This window comes from Pseudaminobacter soli (ex Li et al. 2025), from assembly GCF_029892515.1.
Lineage (GTDB): Bacteria > Pseudomonadota > Alphaproteobacteria > Rhizobiales > Rhizobiaceae > Pseudaminobacter > Pseudaminobacter soli_A.
Genome location: NZ_JARXVF010000010.1, coordinates 13,027 through 38,100 on the forward strand (window position 1 = coordinate 13,027; position 25,074 = coordinate 38,100).

Annotated in this window: 23 protein-coding genes and 1 pseudogene; 19 read left to right on the forward strand and 5 right to left on the reverse strand. The window is 61.6% G+C overall.

The genetic code is table 11. The annotated features are described in order from the left end of the window. Positions 1 to 31 precede the first annotated feature (31 nt). Positions 32 to 1,075: a LacI family transcriptional regulator gene (locus M2281_RS26135; RefSeq protein ID WP_280824135.1), complete on the reverse strand. Its 1,044-nt coding sequence runs from the start codon at positions 1,073 to 1,075 to the stop codon at positions 32 to 34. Between the two features lie 353 nt (positions 1,076 to 1,428). On the opposite strand from M2281_RS26135, the gene M2281_RS26140 reads away from it, so the two are divergent. The 6 genes from M2281_RS26140 (at position 1,429) to M2281_RS26165 (ending at position 7,741) form a co-directional block, all read left to right on the forward strand. After that, positions 1,429 to 2,670 (forward strand): ABC transporter substrate-binding protein, encoded by a 1,242-nt coding sequence (locus M2281_RS26140; protein WP_280824136.1) that lies wholly within the window; start codon positions 1,429 to 1,431, stop codon positions 2,668 to 2,670. 199 nt (positions 2,671 to 2,869) lie between these two features. Next, entirely contained in the window at positions 2,870 to 3,769 is a 900-nt protein-coding gene (locus M2281_RS26145; RefSeq protein WP_280824137.1) for a carbohydrate ABC transporter permease, read from the forward strand. Beyond that, positions 3,766 to 4,695, forward strand: coding sequence for a carbohydrate ABC transporter permease (locus M2281_RS26150; protein WP_280824138.1), 930 nt, complete (start codon positions 3,766 to 3,768; stop codon positions 4,693 to 4,695). Before M2281_RS26145 ends, M2281_RS26150 begins: the two co-directional genes overlap by 4 nt. A gap of 4 nt (positions 4,696 to 4,699) precedes the next feature. Next, entirely contained in the window at positions 4,700 to 5,806 is a 1,107-nt protein-coding gene (locus M2281_RS26155) for an ABC transporter ATP-binding protein (protein WP_280824139.1), read from the forward strand. Between the two features lie 34 nt (positions 5,807 to 5,840). Beyond that, a complete protein-coding gene (locus M2281_RS26160; protein WP_280824140.1) occupies positions 5,841 to 6,587 on the forward strand; it encodes a sugar phosphate isomerase/epimerase family protein in 747 nt (248 codons plus the stop codon). An 11-nt stretch (positions 6,588 to 6,598) separates the two neighbouring features. Continuing rightward, positions 6,599 to 7,741: a Gfo/Idh/MocA family protein gene (locus M2281_RS26165; RefSeq protein WP_280824141.1), complete on the forward strand. Its 1,143-nt coding sequence runs from the start codon at positions 6,599 to 6,601 to the stop codon at positions 7,739 to 7,741. Positions 7,742 to 7,835: 94 nt separating this feature from the next. Here M2281_RS26165 and M2281_RS26170 read toward each other — a convergent pair whose 3' ends face one another. Then, positions 7,836 to 8,666, reverse strand: a complete 831-nt coding sequence (locus M2281_RS26170; protein WP_280824142.1) for an inositol monophosphatase family protein — start codon at positions 8,664 to 8,666, stop codon at positions 7,836 to 7,838. Further along, positions 8,663 to 9,469 (reverse strand): IclR family transcriptional regulator, encoded by an 807-nt coding sequence (locus tag M2281_RS26175; RefSeq protein WP_280824143.1) that lies wholly within the window; start codon positions 9,467 to 9,469, stop codon positions 8,663 to 8,665. Before M2281_RS26175 ends, M2281_RS26170 begins: the two co-directional genes overlap by 4 nt. A 235-nt stretch (positions 9,470 to 9,704) precedes the next feature. Between M2281_RS26175 and M2281_RS26180 the strand changes: the two genes are divergently transcribed. The 12 genes and pseudogenes from M2281_RS26180 to M2281_RS26235 all read left to right on the forward strand — a co-directional run bounded on the left by M2281_RS26180 (position 9,705) and on the right by M2281_RS26235 (position 22,359). After that, a complete protein-coding gene (locus M2281_RS26180) occupies positions 9,705 to 10,550 on the forward strand; it encodes an ABC transporter permease (RefSeq protein WP_280824144.1) in 846 nt (281 codons plus the stop codon). Continuing rightward, on the forward strand, positions 10,547 to 11,359 hold the full coding sequence (locus M2281_RS26185) for an ABC transporter permease (protein ID WP_280824145.1): 813 nt from the start codon (positions 10,547 to 10,549) through the stop codon (positions 11,357 to 11,359). The genes M2281_RS26180 and M2281_RS26185 overlap by 4 nt, the downstream gene beginning before the upstream one ends. 71 nt (positions 11,360 to 11,430) lie before the next feature. Then, entirely contained in the window at positions 11,431 to 12,471 is a 1,041-nt protein-coding gene (locus M2281_RS26190) for an ABC transporter substrate-binding protein (protein ID WP_280824146.1), read from the forward strand. Positions 12,472 to 12,735: 264 nt separating this feature from the next. Further along, positions 12,736 to 13,950, forward strand: a complete 1,215-nt coding sequence (locus M2281_RS26195) for a septal ring lytic transglycosylase RlpA family protein (RefSeq protein ID WP_280824147.1) — start codon at positions 12,736 to 12,738, stop codon at positions 13,948 to 13,950. A gap of 109 nt (positions 13,951 to 14,059) precedes the next feature. Further along, entirely contained in the window at positions 14,060 to 15,226 is a 1,167-nt protein-coding gene (locus M2281_RS26200) for a D-alanyl-D-alanine carboxypeptidase family protein (RefSeq protein ID WP_280824148.1), read from the forward strand. Positions 15,227 to 15,314: 88 nt separating this feature from the next. Then, on the forward strand, positions 15,315 to 15,986 hold the full coding sequence (tmk, locus tag M2281_RS26205) for a dTMP kinase (RefSeq protein ID WP_280824149.1): 672 nt from the start codon (positions 15,315 to 15,317) through the stop codon (positions 15,984 to 15,986). Further along, positions 15,983 to 17,038 carry a DNA polymerase III subunit delta' gene (locus M2281_RS26210; RefSeq protein ID WP_280824150.1) on the forward strand — a complete coding sequence of 352 codons (1,056 nt, stop codon included), beginning with the start codon at positions 15,983 to 15,985 and terminating at the stop codon, positions 17,036 to 17,038. The genes tmk and M2281_RS26210 overlap by 4 nt, the downstream gene beginning before the upstream one ends. Before the next feature lie 90 nt (positions 17,039 to 17,128). Beyond that, positions 17,129 to 18,682, forward strand: a complete 1,554-nt coding sequence (metG, locus tag M2281_RS26215; RefSeq protein WP_280824151.1) for a methionine--tRNA ligase — start codon at positions 17,129 to 17,131, stop codon at positions 18,680 to 18,682. A gap of 11 nt (positions 18,683 to 18,693) precedes the next feature. Continuing rightward, on the forward strand, positions 18,694 to 19,488 hold the full coding sequence (locus M2281_RS26220; protein WP_280824152.1) for a TatD family hydrolase: 795 nt from the start codon (positions 18,694 to 18,696) through the stop codon (positions 19,486 to 19,488). 3 nt (positions 19,489 to 19,491) lie between these two features. After that, on the forward strand, positions 19,492 to 20,307 hold the full coding sequence (locus tag M2281_RS26225; protein WP_280824153.1) for an MBL fold metallo-hydrolase: 816 nt from the start codon (positions 19,492 to 19,494) through the stop codon (positions 20,305 to 20,307). Between the two features lie 18 nt (positions 20,308 to 20,325). Next, positions 20,326 to 20,796, forward strand: a complete 471-nt coding sequence (locus M2281_RS26230) for a YbaK/EbsC family protein (RefSeq protein WP_280824154.1) — start codon at positions 20,326 to 20,328, stop codon at positions 20,794 to 20,796. Positions 20,797 to 20,992: 196 nt separating this feature from the next. Further along, positions 20,993 to 22,359: pseudogene (locus M2281_RS26235) on the forward strand (ISNCY family transposase). Between the two features lie 256 nt (positions 22,360 to 22,615). Here the strand turns inward: M2281_RS26235 and M2281_RS26240 are convergent. Continuing rightward, positions 22,616 to 23,008, reverse strand: coding sequence for a GFA family protein (locus M2281_RS26240; RefSeq protein ID WP_280824155.1), 393 nt, complete (start codon positions 23,006 to 23,008; stop codon positions 22,616 to 22,618). A 76-nt stretch (positions 23,009 to 23,084) separates the two neighbouring features. Continuing rightward, complete coding sequence (locus tag M2281_RS26245) at positions 23,085 to 23,951, reverse strand: AraC family transcriptional regulator (RefSeq protein WP_280824235.1); 867 nt, start codon at positions 23,949 to 23,951, stop codon at positions 23,085 to 23,087. Between the two features lie 118 nt (positions 23,952 to 24,069). On the opposite strand from M2281_RS26245, the gene M2281_RS26250 reads away from it, so the two are divergent. Then, positions 24,070 to 25,014 (forward strand): phytanoyl-CoA dioxygenase family protein, encoded by a 945-nt coding sequence (locus M2281_RS26250; protein ID WP_280824156.1) that lies wholly within the window; start codon positions 24,070 to 24,072, stop codon positions 25,012 to 25,014. Positions 25,015 to 25,074: the final 60 nt, after the last annotated feature.

Genomic DNA, 25,074 nt, shown 5'->3' on the forward strand with positions numbered 1-25,074 from the left:
GCGTGTTCGCGCCCTAGACAACCTACTTTGACTAGGTCGCGTAGGCTTCCACGGTCGTCGACCGATTGAGGCTCTGCAGCGAAGCCGCGGGCGCTCCAGCGATGCGGCCCATTACGGCGCGCGCAAGCTCGGCGCCTGCCAGCCGCACGTCCTCATTCACCACATAGAGCTGTGGCCGCAAAAGGTGCAGCAGCCGCGACGACTGCTTTGAGACGATGTCGAGGTCGCTGCCGATGCTGAGGCCGGCATCCTCGACGCCGGCCACCAGGGCGAAGGCCGAAGCGCTCGCGCCGGATACGATGCCGTCCGGCCTGAGCGGGCGACGCATCAGCTCAGTGGTGCGTGCGCGGATGTGCTCGATCGAGTGGTCGACGGTGGCGGTCGGGAAGGGCACCTCGCTCAGGCCGCACTCGACCAGCGCGTCGGCGAAGCCGTTGCGCATGTGGTGGTAGTAGCTGAGATTGGCCGGCGGGGCGAGGAGTGCCAGCCGGCGCCGGCCAAGGGCGGCCAGCTTCCTCACTGCCTCGACGGCGAAGGCGTAATTGTCGAAGTCGTGGTAGGGGTGCTCTATGCCCATGTCAGTGCGGCCATGGGTGGCGAAGGGAAACCCGCGCTCGGTCATGTAGCGCACGCGCTTGTCGTCCGGCTCGGTACGCGAAACGATGATGCCGTCGGCGGAGGCCGTCTCAACGATATAACGAACCGGCTCGAGCGGATCATTGTTGCGCGAGTAAGGCGTGACGATGAGGTGGTAGGGCGTGGGCGCAAGCGCCTCCGAAATCCCGTAGATCATGTCGGACACGAAGCCGCCAACCTGCTCCTCGGTGTCGAGCACCAATGAGATGACGTTGGTCTTGCCAGTGCGCAGGCGTACGCCGGCGCGGTTGGGCCGATAGCCGATCTGCTTGGCGACAAGCTGCACGCGGCGGCGCGTTTCGGCGCCAATCTCGGGGGCATCCTTGAGTGCGCGGGAGACGGTAGTGACGCCGAGCCCCGTCATGAATGCAAGCGTCTTCAGCGTCGGCCTGCCGGCCTCCGCTTGCTCAAATCCTTCGGATTTTTCGTCTTTGTCCATTCCACCCGCCCGGCAGGCGCATAGCAGCCCCGAAACGCACCCGCAATTGCGGGAGAGGCCTGCGACGACGCATTTCGGAACGGTTTTAATCTGAAACGTTACAGAATGCGAGATGATCTGCGGTTCTGCTGTCGGTAGGTGAGGGAAGTCGCCAGCGGCAATCGATGGTCTTTCGGCCTGAATCTTGTAACGCATCAGGTTCTATTGCGCCTGCGAAGACAACGTTGCGATGCAAAATGGATTGCGAGGGGATTTTATTCGGCACGCGACAAAATGCCGCCTTCGGGCTTGCGCGGGTGAGGCAATTACCGTATCGAAAATCTGTAACGTTTCAGATTCTGGGAGGAACCGAAATGCTATACAGAAGCGTCACCGCCGTTTTGGCGGCGGCCGCAGCAGCTTGCGCCTTCACGGGCGTGGCGGCAGCGACGGATCTGGAAGTCACGCATTGGTGGACGTCGGGCGGCGAGGCGGCAGCGGTCGGGGAATTCGCCAAGGCCTTCGACGCCACGGGCAACCACTGGATCGACGGCGCGATCGCCGGTTCGGGCGGCACGGCACGGCCGATCATGATCAGCCGCATCACCGGCGGCGACCCGATGGGCGCCACGCAATTCAATCACGGCCGCCAGGCGGAGGAGTTGATCCAGGCCGGCCTGATGCGCGATCTCACCGATATAGCCACCAAGGAGAAGTGGACCGAGATCGTGCGGCCCAAGAGCCTGCTCGACAGTTGCACCGTCGACGGCAAGATCTATTGCGTGCCGGTCAATATCCATTCCTGGCAGTGGCTTTGGCTTTCCAACGATGCCTTCGCCAAGGCCGGCGTGCCGGTGCCGAAGACCTGGGACGAGTATGTCGCGGCCGCCCCCGCACTGGAGAAGGCAGGCATCGTGCCGCTCGCGGTCGGCGGCCAGGCTTGGCAGGCCTCGGGCGCCTTCGACGTGCTGCTCGCGGCTGTCGGCGGAACCGACGCCTTCCTGAAAGTCTATCGCGACAAGGACAAGAATTTTGCGGCGGGGCCTGAGATCGCAAAGGTGTTCAAGGCGGCGGACGACGCCCGCAAGATGGCCAAGAACACCAATGTTCAGGACTGGAACCAGGCCACCAACATGGTCATCACCGGCAAGGCCGGCGGCCAAATCATGGGTGACTGGGCGCAGGGCGAGTTCCAGGTGGCGGGTCAGGTTGCCGGCAAGGACTACACTTGCTTGCCTGGTCTCGGCATCAATCCGGTCATCGCAACGGGCGGCGACGCCTTCTATTTCCCGCTGCTGAAGGACGCGGAAAAGGCCAAGGCGCAGGAGGTGCTGGCGCAAACGCTACTCGACCCGAAGACGCAGGTCGCCTTCAACCTCAAGAAAGGCTCGCTGCCAGTGCGCGGCGATGTCGATCTTCAAGCAGCCAACGACTGCATGAAGAAGGGCCTCGACATCCTTGCCAAGGGCGACGTCATTCCTTGGACGGACCAACTGCTTTCACAGGATAGTCAGAAGCAGAAGGAGGATTTGTTCTCCGAGTTCTTCGCCAAGCAGGACATGAGCATCGAGGACGCGCAAAAGCGCTTCGCCGACATCATCGCTTCCGCCGACTGAGGCAATCTTACCCTCCCATTATTGGGAGGGTCGTGAACGAGGCGAGCGGGGTGGGGGTAGAGCGCTGTATCGCGCTCCCCACCTCGTCTTGAACATCTCGCTTTGCGTGAAGTTCTCACCGACCCTCCTACCCGGGGGAAGGTAAGGTCTTTCCGTCCGCCGCGCGAATGCGCTTCAGCGTACCGATGAGAGAAGCCCGATGAGCGAAAGCCAGACACGGCCTCCCAACAGGCTCCTGCGCAATCTCAACGCCAAGATCGCCTCGATCCCGATGATCCTGACGGCCGTGGTGGTCTTTGCCGGTGGCACGGTGTGGACGGTGCTCCACTCCTTCACCAACTCGAAGCTGCTTCCTCGGCTGAACTTCGTCGGCATCGACCAGTACACCCGGCTGTGGGCGACGCCGCGGTGGTTGGTCTCGATCGAGAACCTTTTGATCTACGGTGTGCTGTCGCTGGTTTTCTCGCTGGTCATCGGCTTCGTGCTGGCGGCTCTGCTTGACCAGAAGATCCGCTTCGAGAATACCTTCCGCACCATTCTGCTTTATCCTTACGCTCTCTCCTTCATCGTCACCGGGCTGGTGTGGCAATGGCTGCTCAACCCGGAACTCGGCATTCAGGGCGTCGTGCGCAACCTCGGCTGGACGAGCTTCAGTTTCGATCCGCTCTACGATTCCAGTATCGTCATCTACGGCATCCTGATCGCCGCCCTCTGGCAGGGCACGGGGCTGGTCATGTGCCTGATGCTCGCGGGCTTGCGCGGCATCGATGAAGACATCTGGAAAGCCGCTCGGGTCGACGGCATTCCGATGTGGAAGACCTATCTGTTCATCGTCATTCCGATGATGCGACCGGTCTTCGTCACCACGCTCGTCATCATCGCGTCAGGCATCGTCAGGGTCTACGACCTGGTAGTCGCCCAGACCAGCGGCGGACCCGGCATCGCCTCGGAAGTGCCGGCCAAATATGTCTACGACTACATGTTCTTTGCGCAGAACCTCGGCCAGGGCTTTGCGGCGTCCACCATGATGCTGCTATCGGTCGTCATCGTGATCGTGCCGTGGGCCTATCTCGAGTTCGGGCGGAGGCGCAGGGCATGAATATCGCCAGCAAAAGCCCGATCCTCACGACCGATGCCGACGGTTTTGCGGGTCCGCGTGGGCCAAAACCCCGCCGCATGCTCTCGCGCCGCAACATCATCGTCTACGGCACGTTGCTGGTGGTGGCGGTCTACTACCTGCTGCCGCTCTACGTAATGATCGTTACCTCGCTGAAGGGAATGCCGGAAATCCGGCTCGGCAATATTTTTTCGCCGCCGCTGGAGATTACCTTCGAGCCCTGGATCAAGGCGTGGTCCAGTGCCTGCACGGGGCTCAACTGCGACGGGCTTTCGCGGGGCTTCTGGAACTCGGTGCGCATCACCGTGCCGTCGGTGATCCTCTCGATCGCCATCGCCTCGGTGAACGGCTACGCGCTCGCCAACTGGCGCTTCAAGGGCTCGGAGCTCTTCTTCACGATCCTGATCGTCGGCGCCTTCATCCCGTATCAGGTGATGCTCTATCCGATCGTCATCATCCTGCGCGAGATCGGTCTTTACGGCAGCCTTGCCGGGCTGGTGATCGTGCATTCCATCTTCGGCATGCCGATCCTGACGCTGCTGTTCCGCAACTATTTCACCTCAATGCCGGAGGAGTTGTTCAAGGCCGCGCGCGTGGATGGCGCAGGCTTCTGGGGCATCTACCTGCGCATCATGCTGCCGATGTCGCTGCCGATCTTCGTGGTGGCGGTCATCATCCAGATCACCGGCATCTGGAACGACTTCCTGTTCGGCGTCGTCTACACGCGCCCCGAAACCTATCCGATGACAGTCCAGCTCAACAACATCGTCAACTCGGTGCAGGGGGTGAAGGAATACAACGTCAACATGGCTGCCACGCTGATCACAGGGCTGGTGCCGCTGATTGTCTATTTTGTTTCCGGAAAACTGTTCGTGCGCGGCATCGCCGCGGGCGCGGTGAAAGGATGAGCGCATGAGGGCAGAACGAGCCATCAACGCAAGTGTCTCCGTGCGCGACCTTTCGCTCAATTTTGGCGCCGTGCAGGTGTTGAAGGCGCTCAATCTCAACATCGCCGAAGGGGAATTCGTGGTACTGCTCGGACCGTCGGGCTGCGGCAAGTCGACTTTGCTCAACTGCATCGCCGGGCTGCTCGACATCACCGACGGGCGGATTTTCATCAAGGGTCGGAACGTGACCTGGGAGGAGCCGAAGGACCGCGGAATCGGCATGGTGTTCCAGTCCTACGCCCTCTATCCGCAGATGAGCGTGGAAAAGAACCTCTCCTTCGGGCTGCGCGTTGCCGGCCTGCCAAAGGATGAGATTGCGCAGCGTATCGCGCGTGCGGCGGAAATCCTGCAGATCGAGCCGCTGCTTCAGCGTAAGCCCGCCGCGCTCTCGGGCGGTCAGCGCCAGCGTGTTGCGATCGGTCGGGCGCTGGTACGCGATGTCGATGTTTTCCTCTTCGACGAGCCGCTATCCAATCTGGATGCCAAGTTGCGATCGGAATTGCGGGTCGAGATCAAGCTCCTGCACCGGCGGCTGCAGAACACGATGATCTACGTCACCCACGACCAGATCGAGGCGATGACGCTCGCCGACCGTATCGCCGTGATGCGGGGCGGCGTCATCCAGCAGTTCGATGCGCCGCAGGCCATCTACAACCGGCCGGTCAACCGCTTCGTCGCCGGGTTTCTCGGCTCGCCCGCCATGAATTTCCTGGAGGGGAAGATCGAGAAGAGCGGGCCGGAATTGCGCTTTGCGGCAGATGGTCTTTCGGTGCCGCTTTCCACCTATGCCTTCGCGGACGGCGCGCAAACGGCGCCTGGAGCCGCCGCGCTCGGCATCCGGCCCGAGCATGTGAGCCTGAACAGCGGCGACGGCTGGCCCTTTTCGGCGACGGCATCTGTGGACGTTGTCGAGCCGATGGGCTCCGACACGCTGGTGTGGCTAAAACTCGCCGGCCAGAAGTTTTCCGTGCGGATGTCTTCGGAGCGCGCGCCGCAAGCCGGCGACCAAGTCACCGTCGGGTTCGATCCGATGCGCGCCTCGTTGTTCGATGCCGCCGGAGATCGCCTTTGACGTTTTTTCTCCCCCAAGCAAATGGACGGACAGGATGAACTGGTCATTCCAACTTTACAGTGCTCGCAACTTCCTTCCCTGGCACGAGGTACTGACGATTCTCTCGACGAGCGGCTACAAGGAGGTCGAGGGTTTTGGCGCGGTCTATGAGGATCCAAAAGCTTTCCGCGCTGGGCTCGACAAGAACGGGCTTTCGATGCCGACGGCGCATTTTTCGATCGATGCGCTGGAGAACGATTTCGACGGTGTGCAGCGCACCGCCGAGGCGCTCGGCGTCAAGCAGTTGGTCTGTCCTTACCTCGCGGCCGAGGCGCGGCCGACCGACACAGCCGGCTGGCGCGGTTTCGGTGAGCGGCTGGCCATGGCGGGCGAGCGGGCGAAAGCGGCAGGCTATGGCTTTGCGTGGCACAACCATGATTTCGAATTTGCGCCGCTTGCTGACGGCTCCGTGCCGCAGGAGCACATTCTTTCCGCTGCGCCCGACATCGGCTGGGAGATCGATGTCGCCTGGATAGTGCGCGGCGGGGCCGATCCACAGCCCTGGATCGACCGCCACGGGCACCGCATCGTGGCCGTGCACGTCAAGGACATCGCCAAGTCGGGCGAGGGGCTGGACGAGGACGGCTGGTCCGACGTCGGCCACGGCACCATCGACTGGGCCGGGCTGATCAAGACATTGCGGGGAAAGACGTCGGCCAAGCACTTCATCATGGAACAGGACAATCCCAACGACGTCGAGCGCTTCGCGCGCCGTTCGATCGCTGCGGTCAAGGCTTACTAAGGGGAAGAAATATGGCAAGGAAACTGGGGGTCGGCGTCATCGGCTGCGGCAACATCTCGGCGGCCTATTTCAGGCTGGCGCCGCTGTTCCGCGGCATCGAGATGCGGGCATGCGCCGATATCAACATGAAGGCGGCCAAGGCGCGGGCGAAGGAATTTTCGCTGCGCGCCGAGACGGTTGAAGACCTGCTCAAGGCCGACGACATCGACATTGTCGTCAATCTGACCATACCGGCGGTGCATTACGAGGTGTCCAAGGCCGTCCTCGACGCCGGCAAGCATGTCTACTCGGAAAAGCCGTTCGTGCTGTCGGTCAAGGAAGGGCTGGACCTGAAGAAGCGGGCCGAGAAGAAGGGGCTGCGCATCGGCTCGGCGCCTGACACCTTCCTCGGCGGAGCGCACCAGCTCGCGCGCGACCTGATCGACAGCGGCAAGGTAGGCAGGATCACCAGCGGCACCTGCTTCGTGATGAGCCACGGCATGGAGCATTGGCACCCTAATCCTGACTTCTTCTTCCAGCCGGGCGCCGGGCCAGTCCTCGACATCGGTCCATATTACGTCACCAACCTGATCCAGCTTGTCGGTCCGGTCAGGCAAGTCGCCGCCGTCGCCACCACGCCCACTACAGAACGAACGATCCTATCCAAGCCGCGGGCGGGCGAAAAAATCCCGGTCAATACGCCGACGACCATTCACGCGATCCTGGAGTTTGTGAGCGGGGCGGTGGTGACGCTCAACACGAGCTGGGACGTGTGGGTGCATGCCCATCAGCCTATGGAACTCTACGGCGAAGCAGGCACGCTATTCGTGCCGGACCCGAACTTTTTCGGCGGCGAACTCAGCTACACCAATGCCGGCAAGGTGGTGAAGAAGCTGCCGAAGTGGGATCACCCGTTCGGCATCGAGAACGAGAAGCACTCGCACGGCATGATGGCCAACTACCGCACGGCGGGGCTCGCCGACATGGCGCTCGCCATCCTCGAAGACCGCCCGCACCGCTGCTCGATGGAGATGGCTCTGCACGCGGTCGAGGTGATGACCGGGATCCTGAAATCGGGCGAGACCGGCAAGTTCGTGGCCATGCAGACCACCTGCGAGCGGCCGGCAGCCTTGGGTGTGAAGGAGGCGAAGGCGCTACTGGCAAAGCGAGGGTAGCCTTTTTGCGGAAGAACGGTCGGCTTAGGCTATCGGTGAGTGCCGGTGGCCTCGCTCATTCGACTGGTTTGCGGCCCGCACCAGAGGACGGTGCCTACCCTTCGGCCTGCGAGAGGGTCGTCGCGGCAATCTTTGTCAGAGCCGCCGACAGGCCGGGCGTGCAGGCAAGTGCGGGCTGGCCCGATTGCCAGTTGCCGGTCAGCGGGAAGTCTGCGCTGTAGCCACCGGCCTCTTTGACCAGCAAGAGCCCGGCGAGCACGTCCCAGGCGAACAGATGTGCCTCGATGAAACCATCGACGCGTCCGGCCGCAACGTGGGCGAGGCCGCGGGCCGCCGAGCCGAACTGGACGAAGTCGCAGCCGGCATCGAGTAGGCGTGTAAGCAAGACGACATAGTCGGGCAGTGGCGCCTTGCGCGAATAACCGGCGTCGACCGTTGCCTCCGCGAGCTGGTTGGTATTGCTCACCTTGAGAGGAGCGCCGTTGCAGAAAGCACCGCGTCCGCGCCGTGCTGCAAACATTTCGTCGGCGGCAGGATCGAACACGACGCCAAATTGTGTGACGCCATCGACGCAGACTGCGATGGAAATCGCGAAACAGGCAATGCCGCGGGCAAAATTGCCGGTGCCGTCGATCGGGTCGATCACCCATGTCGTGCCGGAGATCGCGCCTGCCGATTCTTCGGTCAGGATGCCGTCATCGGGGAAACTCTCTGCGATCTTTGCGCGGATCAGGGTGTCGACGGCATGGTCGGCGGCGGTGACGAGATCGCGCGGGCCCTTCTGCGAAATGCTGAGATCGCGACTGCGGAAGTAGCGCATGGCAAGCCTTCCGGCCTCGCGCGCCATAGAAAGCGCGAAGGCAAAGCGCCGGCCCAGTGGATCGTCGTTCGTCGCGATTGCTTCGGCAACAGGGCGAGGGGTCATGCCCGTGTCCTCCAGCCTGCCTGTGCGGGCGGGCCGCCGAGCGCCGCCGAAATCCGGTCAGCATGATCGATCAACTTTTGCGCCAAGGCCGGCACGGCCGCATCGGGCAGCAGTTGCTTGAGCGTGGTAACACTGATCGCTCCGGCCGCTGCGCCATTGTGTCCAAAGACGGCTGCGGCAATGCAGATCACGCCTTCATGGTCTTCCTCATCGTCGATCGCATAGTTTCTGGCAGCGACGGTATCGAGGGCGGTATCCAGCGCCGGCAGCGTGCTCAGCGTTTTCGGGGTGCGTGCCGGCGTACCGATGCGTTCGAGCAGTTCAAGCGCCTCGCTGCGTGGCATGGCAGCCAAGAAAATCTTTCCGACCGCCGAGCAATGAGGGCGCTCCCGCCGTCCAAGCGCCGAATCCAGACGGATCGCGTCGGGCGCATCTGCGCGGCCGACAACGACGGCTGCATCTTCGTCCCAGATGGCAACGCGCGAGGTGATGCCTGTCGTCTGGGTAAGTTGGCGCAGGACGGGCATCGCGACATCGGCAATGCCGGTGCCCGACAAGGCCAGATCGCCCAGCCGCACCAGGGCGAGACCCAATCGATAGCGCTTGCCGAGACCTTCGCCGACGTCGGTGACGATACCGCGCGCCTTGAGCGTCAGAAGCGTGGCATAGGCCGCCGCCTTGGTGATCCCGACGTCATTCGCGAGGTCGGTCAGGCGTGCGCCGTTTTTTCCGGCCACCGCGATTTTCTCGAGAATATCGAGCGCACGGCCAACGCTCTGAACTCGATAGCGATCTTCGTTCATGTCCAAGAATTCCCGCCAAATGTCATCAGGAGGTCACGCAGCGATATTAAACGATGTTTTGTAATATTAAACAATAACCCTGAGGCACAGTTTTTGTGCGACCTGTCGGGGCCAATGATCGGGCGTCTGAGCAGACCATGCAGACAGTTACGTGGCCGGAAAGAATGCCTTCGGTGGCCAACCGCAACCCATCTGGCTATGTCGCGCAGACCGGTGACGGATCGGCAGTTGCGTGATGGCTGGCAGCGCAACTCATTCCCGGCTCGCCTGGATCGGTCTCGCGCCGTTCCTGGTCTTTGTTGCGGCCTTCGAGGTCCTGCCGGTGCTCACCTTGTTGCGCTCCAGCCTGACGGGCGAGCACGGTCTTACCTTCGGCAATTTCGGCCGAGCGATGACGCCGTCGATGCTGACGGCCTTCGCCAACAGCCTGCAGTTGGCCCTGGCAACAGCAGTTGGCGGAACAGTCTTCGGCACCATCGTTGCCTATGCGATCGCGACGTCATCCAGTCCGACGGCCCGCTATGCGCTGACCGCGCTCGCCAATGTCACGGCAAATTTCGGCGGGGCGCCGCTTGCCTTCGCCTTCGTCATCACGCTCGGCTCGACCGGTTTCGTCACGCTGCTGCTCGGCTATCTCGGGATTCACCTCTATCCCGACTTCCGCATCTATTCGATCACGGGCCTCGGCATCGCCTATCTCTATTTCCAGATGCCGCTCGCCATCCTGCTGGTCATGCCCGCACTGCTGGCGCTGCGGCAGGAATGGCGCGAGGCGGCGGCCATCCTCGGCGCCACGACTGTCCAGTATTGGACACGTGTCGGCTTGCCGATCCTCGCCCCGGCGATGCTGGCGAGCTTCTTCCTGCTGTTTGCCAATGCCTTCGGCGCCTATGCCACCGCCTGGACCCTGACAGGCTCAGACGTCAATCTGGTACCCGTGCAGATCGCGGCACTGGTACGCGGCGAGGTGGTGCTCGATCCCGCCTTGGCCGATGCGCTGGCAGTGCTTTCGCTACTCGTCATGGGCGGCTGCCTGGCCGCCTACCAGCATTTCGCCCGCCGCATGAGGCGCACGAAATGAGCGCCGGAGTTCCGACATGGCGGGCACCGGTCATCGGCTGCTTCCTGGCCTTCATGACCGTTCCGGTCGCGGCGACGGCGCTGTTTTCCTTCGCTACCCGCTGGGACCGGACGCTCTGGCCCGAAGGCTTTACGCTGGCCTGGTGGGCCAAGGTGACATCGCGATCGGCGTTTACCGACACGCTGCTGAATTCCTTCTGGGTGGCTGCGGTTTCCGTGCTCGTGTCGCTGGCGATCGTCGTGCCCGCGGCCTATCTCGCCCATACCCGGCTTCCCCGCGCCAAGCCCTGGCTCGAATTGTTTTCGATCGTGCCGTTCTCGCTGCCCGGGGTCGTTCTGGCGCTCGGCCTCATTCGCCTCTATTCGAAATTGCCCCTGCCGTTGGTCAATACGCCCAATATCCTGATTGCGGCCTATGTCATCGTCGCATTGCCGTTCATGTACCGAGCGGTGATGACGACGCTGGAGAGCGTGGACACGCGGACCCTGATCGAGGCTGCCCAAAGCCTCGGGGCCGGCCCAATCCAGATCTTTGGCTGGGTCATCGTGCCCAACATCGCCGTCGGCATCGTCAATGGCAGCCTGCTCGTCTTCTCCGCGGTGTTTGCCGAGTTCGTGCTGGCCAACCTGCTGATCGGCACCCGGTTGAAGACGTTTCCGATCTACCTCGTCGAATTCACGCGCTCGGATGCGCGCCAGGCCAGCGCGCTTGCGCTGATGAGTTTCGTCATCGCCTGGGTCATCTCGCTGGCCATTCTCTGGACGGCGGCAAGGCCGCGCAAGCCACAAAGGGGCGGAGGCCACGGCTGAGCGCGATCACGGATATGCCTCCGCGGGCGGGAGCGGGGTGCATCGGAATGGGCCCGCATTGGAGAAACACGATGAACGTCAAACTCACCGCCGCGCTGCTGGCCGGCGCCGTCGCTTTCCAGGTCCTGCCGGCAAAGGCCGAGGACACGCTGACCGCTGCCAAAGCCGAGGGACAATATGTCAGCTATGGCATGTCGGACGACTGGGTGAATCTCGGCACGATCTTCGAGACCATCGAGACGAAACACGGCCTCAAGCATGTCGACACCGACATGACCTCGGCCGAGCAGATCACGCATCTGCTGGCCGAAAAGGATGCGCCAGTGATGGATATCGCCGACATCGGCTATGACTTCACCGGCCGACTGCTGGAAAATGGCCTCGCCGCCACCTACAAGAACGCCTCTTGGGACAGCATCAAGGAGCAGTACAAGGACCCTGAAGGCCGCTGGGCCTCGTCCTACTGGGGCGCCATCGCCTTCCTGGTCAACAAGGACAAGGTGAAGGAACTGCCCCAGACGTGGAACGACCTGCTGAAGCCTGAATACAAGGACATGGTCTGCAGCCGCGACCCGCGCATCTCCACCTATGCCACCGCCTCGGTTCTCGCAGCGGCCTACGCGAATGGCGGCGGCGAGGGCAATGTGCAGCCCGGCCTCGCCTGGTTCAAGCAGCTGCGCGACAGCGGCAACCTGCGCAACGGCGTGGTTCTGAACGTCGCTTCCGTGCAGAAGGGCGAATGCCCGATTTCGCTGGTCTACGACTTCGACGGCTTTGCCAAGCGTGACGCGACCGGCATGCCACTGGAAGTCATAATTCCGACTGACGGCACCGTAGGCATGCTGTTTGCCCAGTACGTCAGCTCGGTCGCTCCGCACCCGAATGCCGCCCGCGTCGCGATCGACTTTCTGTTCTCCGACGAAGGCCAGACGCTGCTTGCCGAGGGCTATGCCCATCCGACCCGCGACGTCACCCTGCCCGATGCGGTGAAGGCCAAGATGCTGCCGGCGAGCGCCTATGAGAAGGTTCGCTTCCCGACTAATCTCGAGAGCTTCTCCGGTGCGGTCAAATCCATTGCCGAAGGCTGGGACAAGATCGCCAACGCCAACTGACGGCGGATCAGTCGAGCCCGCCGGTGCAAGCCGCGGGCTCGGCAACATCGCAATGAGTTCCTGATGCGCGCCGAATGGCGGCGCTACCGGGCAGGACAGGGCCATACAGTCGTCGCCGCCACATTCTTGCCCGCTTGCGGACACAATCGGTTAACAGACCGCTAAACAATTACCTCGTAAAAGAATGGCTGGGGCGGAATGCACCGATATTTTTGGCGGCATTCTTGTTGTGTATTGCGTAAAGCTCGTCTGGGGTAATCGACAATGCTGATTTTGGCGCGCCGGCATCTTCGCCGCGCTTCCACCGTCGCCGTTTTTGCGGTGTCAGCTGCATTCCTGGCCGCCTGTGCCTCGCCCACGCCGAAGGTTTCCGGCAAAAAGCGCCCCAAGGAGTATTTCGCGGAGTCGGAATATGGCGTGAAGGCCAGCCCTCGCGTGACCAACAAGCTCGCGAACCTGCCGCGTGGTGGCGGGCGAGACCAGCTTGGCCAGCCCTACATGGTGCGCGGCAAGATGTATTATCCGAAGGAAGATAAGAACTATAAGACGGTTGGACTGGCCTCCTGGTACGGCGATGCTTTTCATGGTCGCCTCACCGCCAATGGAGAGATCTACGACCAGACGCATCTGACGGCGGCGCATCCGACGATGCCGCTGCCGAGCTACGCCCGCGTGACCAACACGGAAACCGGAACTTCGGTCGTTGTGCGGGTCAATGATCGTGGCCCGTATTCCGATGGTCGTGTTATCGATCTGTCCAGGCGTGCCGCCGAAATGCTGGACTACATGCATGGCGGAACCGCCAATGTGAAGGTCGAGTATGTCGGCCGTGCCCCGCTGGAGGGCAATGACGATCAGTTGCTGCTTGCCTCCTATCGCCCGGGAAACAAGGTTTTCGATCCGTCTGACGGCCTGCCGACCGGCGTGATGGTCGCCATGAATGGCCCGACTCCAAGCGCTCGTCCTTCTGCGCCCGCGCCGGCATTTCGGCCGATCATGACCGATGCCCCGAGCGTGCCTTTCAGCCAGACCGTGGCCTACAGCGATGTCGTCCTGCCCGAATTCGGTCCGATCGTTCCGCAGCGCCCGACGGAAGGCCGGCTGCCTTTCCAGATGGCCAGCATGTCCTATGCCGACGAGCGCGTAACCAGCGCCGCGCGTGCCTTCGCGGCTGTCGACGGTGGTCGGATGTCGGCTGCGGATGTGGCCCATTCCTGGAAGCGGTTGAACCCGAATTTCTCGCCGGCCGAGATGACGGAAGCCTATATCGCCGTCGGAACATTTGAGAGCAAGGCGCAGGCAAGCCGCATCGCCAAATCGCTCTCGAAAGTCGGAAAAGTCAAAATCGAGACGTCGACCGTCGGCGGCAACAAGGTCTATGCGGTGAACCTCTTCGCCGACGGCCACGCCTCGCTCGACGCCATGCTCGAAAAGGCTTGGGCCAACGGCGCTGCCGACGCCATAACGGTTCGCAACTGATCGAACACTGTTGCGAAGCGGCGAGGGCGCTGTCCAGTATGACTTGATCCGTAGCCTGATAGCCTATCTTATTGTCTATCTAGCAACGTTTCGAACCGGACTGGGTCACATGCTGTCTCTAAGACCGTTCTCTTTCGTCGCGTTTTTGGGGCTTGCCGTTTGTCTGGCCCTTGCTGCGCCTGCACGGGCGCAATTGTTCGAAACCAAGGCCAAGGAAGCCTATATGATCGATGCCGACACCGGCACGATCCTGTACGCGAAGAACGCGGATGAGCCCATTCCGCCAGCCTCTCTCGCCAAGCTGATGACGATGGAGGTGCTGTTCAACGCGCTGAAATCCGGCCGTTACAAGCTCGACGACACTTTTGCAGTCAGCGAGAACGCATGGCGCAACGGTGGCGCTGGTTCAGGTGGCTCCACCATGTTCGCCGCGCTGAAATCCAACATTCGAATCGAGGATCTGGTGCAAGCCATTGCCGTCCAGTCGGCCAATGACGGTTGCATCATCGTCGCCGAGGGTATGGCGGGTACGGAAGAAAACTTTGCCCAGTTGATGACCGATCGGGCGAGGGAACTCGGGCTGACGAAATCAGTATTCAAGAACTCGACCGGTCTGCCCGCCGATGGCGAGGTCGTCACCGCGCGGGAGCTTGTCGAGCTGGGCATGCATCTCTGGCGCGAATATCCGGAATACTACAAGTATTTCGCCGAGAAGGATTTCACCTGGAACAAGATAACCCAGCGCAATCGCAATCCGCTGCTGACCATGGATATCGGGGCAGACGGCCTGAAAACCGGCTACACCAAGGATTCGGGCTATGCCATTGTCGGCTCGATCAGCCATGATGGAAGGCGGATATTCGCGGCGCTGAGCGGCATGTCCAGCGATCGCGAGCGTTCCGAAGAGTCCCGCAAGCTGCTCGATTGGGGTATGCGCTCGTTCCAGAGAACTGAGCTTTTCGGCGATGGCGAAGTGGTTACCAACGTCACCGTCTATGGCGGGGCCAGGTCCACTGTGCCCCTGAAGGCGAAGGGGCCGATTTCGGTTCTCGTGCCGATGACCAATCGCGATCGCCTGTCGGCTCGCGTCGTGTATGACGGTCCCATCATGGCGCCGATCGAAGAGGGCACCCAGATCGGCACGCTGCGAATCTCAGTTGGCGATACGCTGAGCCAGGAAACGCCGCTTTACGCAGCCGAAACCATCGGGCTTGGCACGCTGCAGCAGCGCGCGATCGATGCAGCTGGTGAATTGCTTGTCGGTTGGCTGCGCTGAGCGTGTGAAAGTGGACCTTTGCCCTCGATCGGCATAAGACACTCCTGTCGGCAAGGATATGTTGTCGGCACGAGTGAGGAAAACTGGATTGACGCGCGGGCTTTTCATCAGTTTCGAAGGCGGCGAGGGCGCCGGAAAGTCAACGCAGATCAAGCGGTTGGCAGATAAACTGCGTGCAAAAGGTTATGGACTGACTGTCACGCGCGAGCCGGGAGGTTCGCAAGGGGCGGAAGCCGTCCGCCATGTCATCCTCTCCGGCGCTGCGGAGCCTTTTGGGCCGAAGATGGAGGCGCTGCTTTTTGCGGCGGCCCGTTCGGATCATATCGAACAGGTGATCCGCCCGGCGGTCGAGCGCGGCGATATCGTGTTGTGCGACCGCTTCGTCGATTCCTGGCGCGTTTACCAGGGCGGGGCAGGGAACATCGACCCGGCTTTCATGGCAGTGATCGAACGGGTCTCGGTCAACGGCATGATGCCCGACCTGACCTTGATCTTCGATATCGATCCGGCGGTGGGCTTGCGGCGCGCAACCGCCCGCAGGGGCGACGAGGTTGCGGATCGCTTCGAGCGGGAAACGCTGGCGATTCACGAGGCGCGACGCGCGGCATTCCTGGAAATCGCCCGTAACGATCCCGAACGCTGCGTCGTCATCGACGCGGCGCAGCAACCCGATTCGGTCGAAGATGCCGTGACGGGAGCGGTCTTTTCTGTGATCGAACGAAAATTTGCGCCCTCTCGCAATGAGGCGCAGGAGGCATGATGTTCGAACGCATCGCACCCGAACAGCATGACACGCTGGACGGTGTGCCAGAACCATCCGAAAACCCCTTCCTCGTTGGCCACGAAGAGGCGGCCGGCGTAATCGCTTCCGCCTATCGCGCGGGCAAGCTGCCGCATGCATTGCTGCTCGCCGGGCCGCAGGGGATAGGCAAGGCAACCCTGGCCTTCCACCTCGCATACCATCTGCTCAAGAACCCGGCTCGTGAAACCGCGCCCCCTACCTTGACGAAACCTGATCCGGCGTCGCCCTTGTTCCGACAAATCGCCATGGGCGCGCATCCGGCGGTGCTTCACCTGACGCGGCCGCTGAACGACAAGACCAAGTCTTTTAAGACGGTGCTGACCGTCGACGAGATCCGCAAGGTCAACCGCTTCTTGTCCATGACCTCGCATGACGGCAGCTATCGGGTGGTGATCGTTGATCCTGCTGACGACATGAACACCAATGCGGCCAACGCGCTTCTGAAAAATCTCGAGGAGCCGCCGGCAAAGACGGTGTTCATCCTCATCACCCATGCGCTGGGCAGCCTATTGCCGACCATCCGCTCGCGCTGCCAGGTCATCCGGCTGGCGCCGCTTGAGCCGAGCAGTTTGATGCAGGCTCTGGACAATGCGGATTCGCCGGCTCCTGAAGGCGCCGAAGCGCGCGCCGCGCTTGCCGAACGGGCAGGGGGCAGTGCCCGCAATGCCATTGTCCTCACGCAATATGGCGGCCTGGAGATCGCGGAAGCGATCGACAACCTGCTGGCCGCGCCGAGGCTGGACATCGCCGCCGCCTACAAGCTTGCCGAAGTGGCCGGCGGTCGCGACCAGGCGGTCCAGTTCGACATCTTCAACCGCCACATGCTCGATCTTCTGTCCAATGCCGCAAGCGCGGCTGCGCATGCCTCTGAGCTTTCACGCGCCAAAATCCTGTCCGACACTTGGCAGGAGACGATGAAGACTATATCTGAGACCGAAACCTATAATCTTGATCGCAAGCAGCACGTATTGACGATGATCGACCGCCTTTATGCCGTAATGCGAATGTGATGCTCCGGCCAGGCGCGGGATGGCAAAGGCCGTCCCGATGCGTTATCTCACGCGACATCCTTCCATTTCGACATATTTGACGGCGCACCCATGTCACGCGAAAAATTCTACATCACCACCGCGATTGCCTATCCCAACGGTAAGCCGCATATCGGCCATGCCTACGAGCTGATTGCTACCGACGCCTTGGCCCGCTTCCAGCGTCTGGACGGCAAGGACGTGTTCTTCCTGACCGGCACGGACGAGCACGGCATCAAGATGCTCCAGACCGCGCGCAAGGAAGGCATCACGACGCGCGAGCTGGCCGACCGCAACACGGCCGAGTTCCAGCGCATGGCCGCAGCGCTGAACGCGTCGAACGACGATTTCATCCGCACCACGGAAAAGCGCCACTACGAGTCTTCGCAGGCAATCTGGAAGGCGATGGCCGCCAATGGCGACATCTATAAGGGCGGCTATGCCGGCTGGTACTCCGTGCGCGACGAAGCCTATTACGGCGAGGAGGAGACCGAGGTCCGCCCCGATGGCATCCGCTACGGCCCGCAGGGCACGCCTGTCGACTGGGTCGAGGAAGAGAGCTACTTCTTCCGCCTCTCCGCCTATCAGGACCGGCTGCTCGAACTCTATGAAAAGCATCCGGGCTTCATCGGTCCGAACGAGCGCCGCAACGAGATCATCAGCTTCGTCAAATCGGGACTGAAGGATCTTTCGGTTTCGCGCACGACCTTCGACTGGGGCATTCCGGTTCCTGGCGACGAAAAGCATGTGATGTATGTCTGGGTCGACGCCCTGACCAACTACATCACTGCCGCCGGCTACCCGGATACGAGCTCCGAGCGCTGGCACTATTGGCCGGCTGATGTTCATGTCATCGGCAAGGACATCACGCGCTTCCATTCGGTCTACTGGCCGGCGTTCCTGATGTCGGCAGGCATCGAGTTGCCCAAGCGCGTTTTCGGCCACGGATTCGTGTTCAACCGCGGCGAGAAGATGTCGAAGTCCGTCGGCAACGTCATCGATCCGTTCGCGCTGGTTTCGCACTACGGGCTCGACCAGGTTCGCTATTTCCTCCTGCGCGAAGTTCCCTTCGGCCAGGACGGCAACTATAGCCACGAAGCGATCGTCAACCGCACCAATGCCGATCTCGCCAACGATCTGGGCAACCTTGCCCAGCGCTCGCTCTCGATGATCGCGAAGAATGTCGGTGGCGTGGTTCCGGTGCGCGGCGAGCTGACGGACGCCGACAAGGCCATTCTGGACCAGGCAACGGCAGCGCTCGTCACCGCCCGCAAGGCGATGTCCGACCAGGCGATCCACCAGGCGCTGGCGGCGATCTTCGCGGTGGTGGCAGAGGCCAACCGCTATTTCGCGGGGCAGGAGCCCTGGGCGCTCAAGAAGACAGATCCGGCGCGCATGGAGACCGTTCTCTACACGACGGCCGAGACAGTGCGTCGCGTCGCGCTGATGTGCCAGCCCTACATCCCGCAGTCGGCCGCAAAGCTGCTCGACATCTTGGCAGTGCCTGCAGACGCGCGTGGCTTCGACCGCGTTGCGGACGAGCATGCTCTGGTACCCGGCACGGCTCTGCCGGCGCCCGAGCCGGTCTTCCCGCGCTACGTCGAACCGGCTGCGGCCGAAGCCTGAGGTAAGCCGGCATGCTGGTCGACAGTCATTGCCATCTCGATTTCCCGGATTTCGCCGAGGAGCGCGACGACATCGTCGCGCGCGCCTTGGCGGCCGGGGTCGAGCGCATGGTCACCATCTCAACGCGGGTGAAGAAATTTCCCTCCATCCTGGCGATTGCCGAGGCCTACGATCAGGTTTACTGCTCGGTGGGTACGCATCCGCACAATGCGGGCGAGGAAATCGACGTCACGGCCGATGAGCTGATAAAGCTTGCGGCTCACCCGAAAGTGGTGGCGATCGGCGAGGCGGGTCTCGACTACTTCTATGACAAGGCGCCGCGCGACGCTCAGCAGCAGAGCTTCCGTCATCATATCGCGGCCGCACGCGAAACGGACCTGCCGCTGGTGATCCATTCGCGCGACGCGGACGACGACATGGCGGCAATCCTTGAGGAAGAAAGCGGGAAGGGGGCCTTCCCCTTCATCCTGCATTGCTTTTCCTCCGGGCCTGCCCTCGCCGAAGCCGGCATCAAGCTCGGCGGCTATGTATCTTTCTCGGGTATCCTGACGTTCAAGAAATCCGAGGAACTGCGCGAAATCGCAGCGCGCGTTCCGCATGACAGGCTGCTCGTCGAAACTGACTCGCCCTATCTCGCGCCGGTTCCGTTTCGCGGCAAGCGCAACGAGCCTGCCCTGGTCGTGCATACGGCCAAGGTGCTGGGGGAAACGCTGGGTCTAAGCGCCGACGAGATCGGAACGCTGACGACAAACAATTTCTTCCGTCTGTTCAAAAAGATGCCACGGCCGGCAGTGCAGAGTGCCTGACAGATGACTGATCTCCTGCGCCTTACGATCCTTGGCTGCGGCTCTTCGCCGGGAGTGCCAAGGATCACGGGCGACTGGGGCAACTGCGACCCGACGAACCCGAAGAACCGGCGCCGTCGAGCCGCCGCAATGGTGGAACGGGTTTCAAACAACGGAACGACCCACGTGGTGATCGACACCGGGCCGGATTTTCGCGATCAGATGCTGATGGCAGGCGTGCAGCGTATCGATGCGGTTGTCTACACGCATCCGCACGCCGACCACATCCACGGCATCGATGACCTGCGCGGCTTCGTGCTCGAGCAGAAGCAGCTCATCGACATCCACGCCGACAAGCCGACGCTGGACCGGCTGCAGGAGGCTTTCGGCTATTGCTTCAAGACCCCGCTGGGAAGCTCCTATCCGCCGATCGTGCGCGCGCATGAAATCGAGCATTCCGAGCCGGTGGTGATCGAAGGAGAGGGGGGTGCCCTCACCTTTCTGCCGCTGCCGCAGATCCATGGCGACATCATCTCGCTGGGCTTTCGGATCGGCCCGTTGGCCTATTGTTCGGATGTCAGCCATTTCCCGCCGTCGACGGCCGAACTGATGAGCGACCTGGACGTGCTTGTCATCGACGCGCTGCAATATCGTCCGCATCCGAGCCATCTTTCATTGGCCGAAGCCCTCGATTGGATCGAGCGGTTGCAGCCGAAGCGAGCCGTTCTGACGCATATGCACGTTCCGCTGGACTATGCGGCCGTTGCGGCCGAGACGCCGGATCATGTCGAGCCGGCTTGGGATGGAATGGTCATCGAAATCCCTTTTAAATCAATGTGAAAGCTTGGGGAGCTCACAATGGCTGGCAGCATCGATCGTGTCACTGAAGCCGCAGCTGCGGCAGGATTGCAGATCGAGATCGTCCGCATGGGAGCTTCGACCCGAACCGCCGAGGAAGCTGCGGCTCAATGTGGCTGCACTGTCGCGCAGATCGTGAAATCCCTTATTTTTCAAGGTGAAAGCAGCGGCAAGCTCTATCTGTTTCTCGTCTCAGGTCCCAATCAGCTCGATCTCGCCAAGGCCGCCGCTTTGGTGTCGGAATCGCTGAAGCGCGCGGACCCGCGCCATATCCGTGACGAGACCGGATTCGCCATCGGCGGTGTTTCGCCGATCGGTCATCTCAAAGACATTCCAGCCTTTGCGGACGAGAGTTTGCTTTCGTTCGATACCGTCTGGGCAGCTGCCGGAGCGCATGACGCCGTGTTTGCAGCCGAGCCAAAGGCATTGCTGGCAGCAGCGCGGGCCAAAGCCGCAAATCTCGCCGTTTGAGCTTACTCGGTAGCGAGCAGCAGCACGCATCGTCTGACAGAATGAGGAATTGACCTCACGGCAGCCGTTCCGCGACCTATATGAGTTCCATAATCTATCTTATGCGACTTTTGGGTATTGGCGCAAAGTTAAAATGTCTTGATTCTGCAAAGTAGGAATGTCGCCCTGCTCATTGACGAGCGCGGGAGACGGCAGAATGGGACTGATCCTCATGAGCGAGCGCGAGCTGCAACGCATTGAGGTGCTATCGAAGGTTCTGGAGCGGCGCATGACGGTGGTGTCGGCCGCTCGCGTGCTCGATCTGACGACGCGCCAAGTCCAACGGCTATTGAAGACGTTTCAGGCTGAAGGCGCGGCAGCGCTCCGGCACAAGGCGCGAGGACGGCCGTCGAACCATCGCTTCAATGGCGGCGTCTCGGGCCTGGCCGTGCAATTGGTCCGTGATCACTATCTCGACTTCGGGCCGACATTGGCGGCGGAGAAGCTGGCGGCAAACCATGGGCTGGCGGTGTCGCGCGAGACGCTGCGCAAATGGATGGCCGAGGCCGGGATTTGGCTGTCGCGGAAGCATCGCCGGACATTCCACCAGCCGAGATTGCGGCGAGAGTCTTACGGCGAGCTGGTGCAGATCGACGGCAGCGATCACCGTTGGTTCGAGGATCGGACTGATCCCTGCACCCTGCTCGTCTTCATCGACGACGCGACCAGCACCCTTCTGCAACTGCGCTTTGTGAAGTCCGAGAGCACATTCAGTTATTTTGAGGCGCTCGAGCTTTATCTGAAGGCGCACGGCTGCCCGGTGGCGTTCTATTCCGACAAGCATACGGTGTTTCGAGTGGCGAAGGCCGAGGCTCGCGCCGGCCGTGGCATGACACAATTTGGCCGGGCGCTCGCGGAGCTCAACATCGAGATCCTGTGCGCCAATTCGAGCCAAGCCAAAGGCCGTGTCGAGAGGGTCAATCGGACCCTGCAGGACCGTCTTGTGAAGGAACTGCGCCTTGCTGGCATATCGGACATCGAGGCGGCCAATGCTTTCCTGCCGGCGTTCGTTGCCAACTTTAACCAGCGGTTTGCCAAGGTCCCGGCCCGGCCGGACAATCTGCATCGCGCCTTGAACATGCCGCCGGATCGGCTGCGTGACGTGCTGTGCAAACGTGAACAGCGCCGTGTCGGCCAGCAATTGTCGTTTTCCTATGAACGGCGGCAGATCATGCTGGAGAAAAACGCGATCTCGATCGGCTTGGTCGGCCAGTATGTCGATATCTATGAGTTTGCCGATGGTCGCGTGGACGTTCGCTGGAAGGCGTGCTCCCCGGTTTCGATAAAGAGCAGCGCGTGACGCACACGGCAATCACCGAGAACAAGCGGCTCGGCGAGGTGCTGTCCTGGATCAAGGCCCAGCAGGACGAGGCGCGACCGGCGCCGAGGATCAAGACGAACAGTGAGCAAACCGGCTACAGGAAGCGCGGGACAAAGCCGGGAAGGCGGACCGATTTCCTGAACGATCCAGCTGTCATTGCGCGGCGGGAACAAGCGCTGGCGAGGCCGGCTGCTGCCGAGTGACGGCGGTCTCTCAACGCTGAAGTCGGAGGAGCTTGGCTGGATCGCCCCCGATTGGGCTGCGCAACCCTGACCAGCTTACGCCCGATCGGGTGCTCACGTCCGTGGCAAGAAGCTACGTCACTGTCGCATTTCTAATTTGCCGCGCCCTGCCCTTAGAAACGCATTACGCGACATTTCTATTTTGCAGGGCCAGCGACATTTCTACATCGCCGCCACATTGGATGTAGCCGGGTGGGGCCTACTCTGACGTGTTCACCTACTCCTCAGAGCGACCCGTGGCGTCACGATCGCGCTCGTATCGTCTCGTGACCGGAAATGGCGGCAACCAGGACTCGCGGCGGACGGTCCAGAGTTCGTAGGTTGGCTTCAGTTGGTCAGGCGCATCCAGAGATCCCAGGTTCACTTCGATTTCGTCTGCGGAGCGAGAAAAAACCGGCGAGCCGCAGCGCGGACAGAAGAACCGTCCGGCGTAGTCGCGTGTTTCGCCCTCGATCGTCACCGCATCCTCAGGGAATATCGCGGAAGCATGAAAAAGCGCCCCATGATGCTTGCGGCAGTCTAGACAGTGACAAAGGCCGACCCGATATGGGCGTCCCGAGGCCACAATCCGGACGTTGCCGCACAGGCAACCGCCAGTGAACCGGTTCATGCTGCGTCTCCTTCAAGATGAAGCGGTGGCAATGTTTACAACCAACCCCAATGGGCGTCCATGAAACAGGGCCCGGTCAACGCGCCTTCTGAAAGCTCTGGCGGTAGCTGCGCGGCGTCATGGCCTTTATGGCTAGAAACTGCCGATTGAAATTGGCGAGCGACGTGTAACCCACGGCCTCGGCAATGTGCGCAATCGGCCGTGCGCTCGCGGACAGCATGGCGCAGGCCTCGCCGATCTTCAGCCGCATGATGTAGTCGGTGATCGAGAGCTGCGTGTGGCGCCGGAACAGCCGATGCAACCCCGATGGGCTGAGCGCGGCCACATCGGCAAGCTCCGTCAGCGACAGTCCCGAGGCGTAGTTTAGGTGAATGTAATCGAGCACGCGGTCGATCCGCGTGCGATCGGAACCCGCCGCCGCCGGAACGCTCTTTGCGCTTGCGAGCGGTTCTGCCTCGCCATCCTGAGCCAGGATGTTCAGCACTTGCATCAGGCCTAGCAGTCGCTCGTCCGCCGGGCGTGTGAAGAGATCCTCGATCAAGGGCCGGGCACGCGCTGCATTGGCAGTCGTGAATTTAAGTCCGGTCGAGGCTCGCTCAACCATTGCTGTGACTGCGCCAAGCTCGACGAAAGTTTCAATCATCGCCCTCGCCCATTCTGGCCGGAACCACATCACCAGTGCGATATGCGGCTTGTCCGGGTCGATCTTTTCAGTCGAACTCCAGCTGTGCGGCAGGTTTGGGCCGATCAGCACCAGGTCGCCATCGTCATAGCTGCCGATGTGGTCGCCGATAAAACGCTGACCGCGCGAATTGAGCGTCAGTGTAAGCTCCAACTCGGGATGATGGTGCCATTGAAATGGAATTGCGTCATCGAGCCTGCGGTTCAGCATGGCCCATGACGTCCCCGGCAATGGCTGCAGCTTCTCCAGAAACGGCTTCATCATGACGACCTTTAGATCAAGATGCCAGAATAGTATCAGAAGTGGCTTTGGCAGTACAACTTCCCTGCCCCCGCTGCACTAGGATTTCGTCCATCGAAGGCATTGAGCGGAGGAAACCATGGCGCACGCAACCGACCTCAAGAAGGACAGCCACCCGACATCGAAAAATGTCACGACGCAGCTGAAGGATATTCAGAAAAAGCTGCCGCTCCGCGTGCTCAGCGAAGACGATTGGCAGCACTGGATCACCAAGGGCTACGTGATCGTGCGCAATGCCGTGCCGCAGGAAAACGTGCAGCGGCTGACCGACCTTCTCTGGGAATTTGATGAGAAGGATCCCAAGGATCCATCCACCTGGTATGCACCGCAGCGCCGGGACCACCTCATGAAGGAGTTGAACGGCGCCGGCATGGTGGAAATCTACAATCACCAGTATCTGTGGGATAACCGCCAGGTGCAGCGCATTTACGATGCCTTCGTCGACATCTGGGATCGGGAAGACCTCTGGGTCGCCATCGATCGCGCCAATCTCAATCCGCCGAAGAAGGTGCCGGGCAATCCCAACGGCTTCATCCATTGGGACAGCGACACCTCGCTGCGCCCTCTCCCGATCGGTGTCCAGGGCGTGCTTTCACTGGTCAAGCAAGATGGCGACATCGGCGGCTTCCAGTGCATTCCCGAACTGTTCGAAAACTTCGAGGAGTGGGAGAAGACCCAGCCTGCCGACCGCGATCCGCACCATCCCGACCTAGCCAGCCTGACGATCACCAATATCGAGATGGAACCGGGCGATCTGATGATCTTCAACACGCACTTGGCGCATGGCGTGCGGCCGAACCACTCGAAGGACCGGGTGCGCATGGCGCAATACATCTCGATGTTCCCCGCCGACGAGGACGATGCCGAGGAACGCGCGGCCCGCATCCACTCCTGGCGGGAGCGCGAGGCTCCCAAGCGCGCCGCCTATCCCGGCGATCCGCGCGACTGGGAGAAGAACAATGCCAAGACAGCCGAGTTGAGCGAACTGGGCCGAAAGCTGCTGGGTCTCGACGGCTGGCACTAAACGAAATGGCTGCGGCTTTGCCTGAATGGCAAGCCGCAGCTCGTTATTGTGAGACTAAGA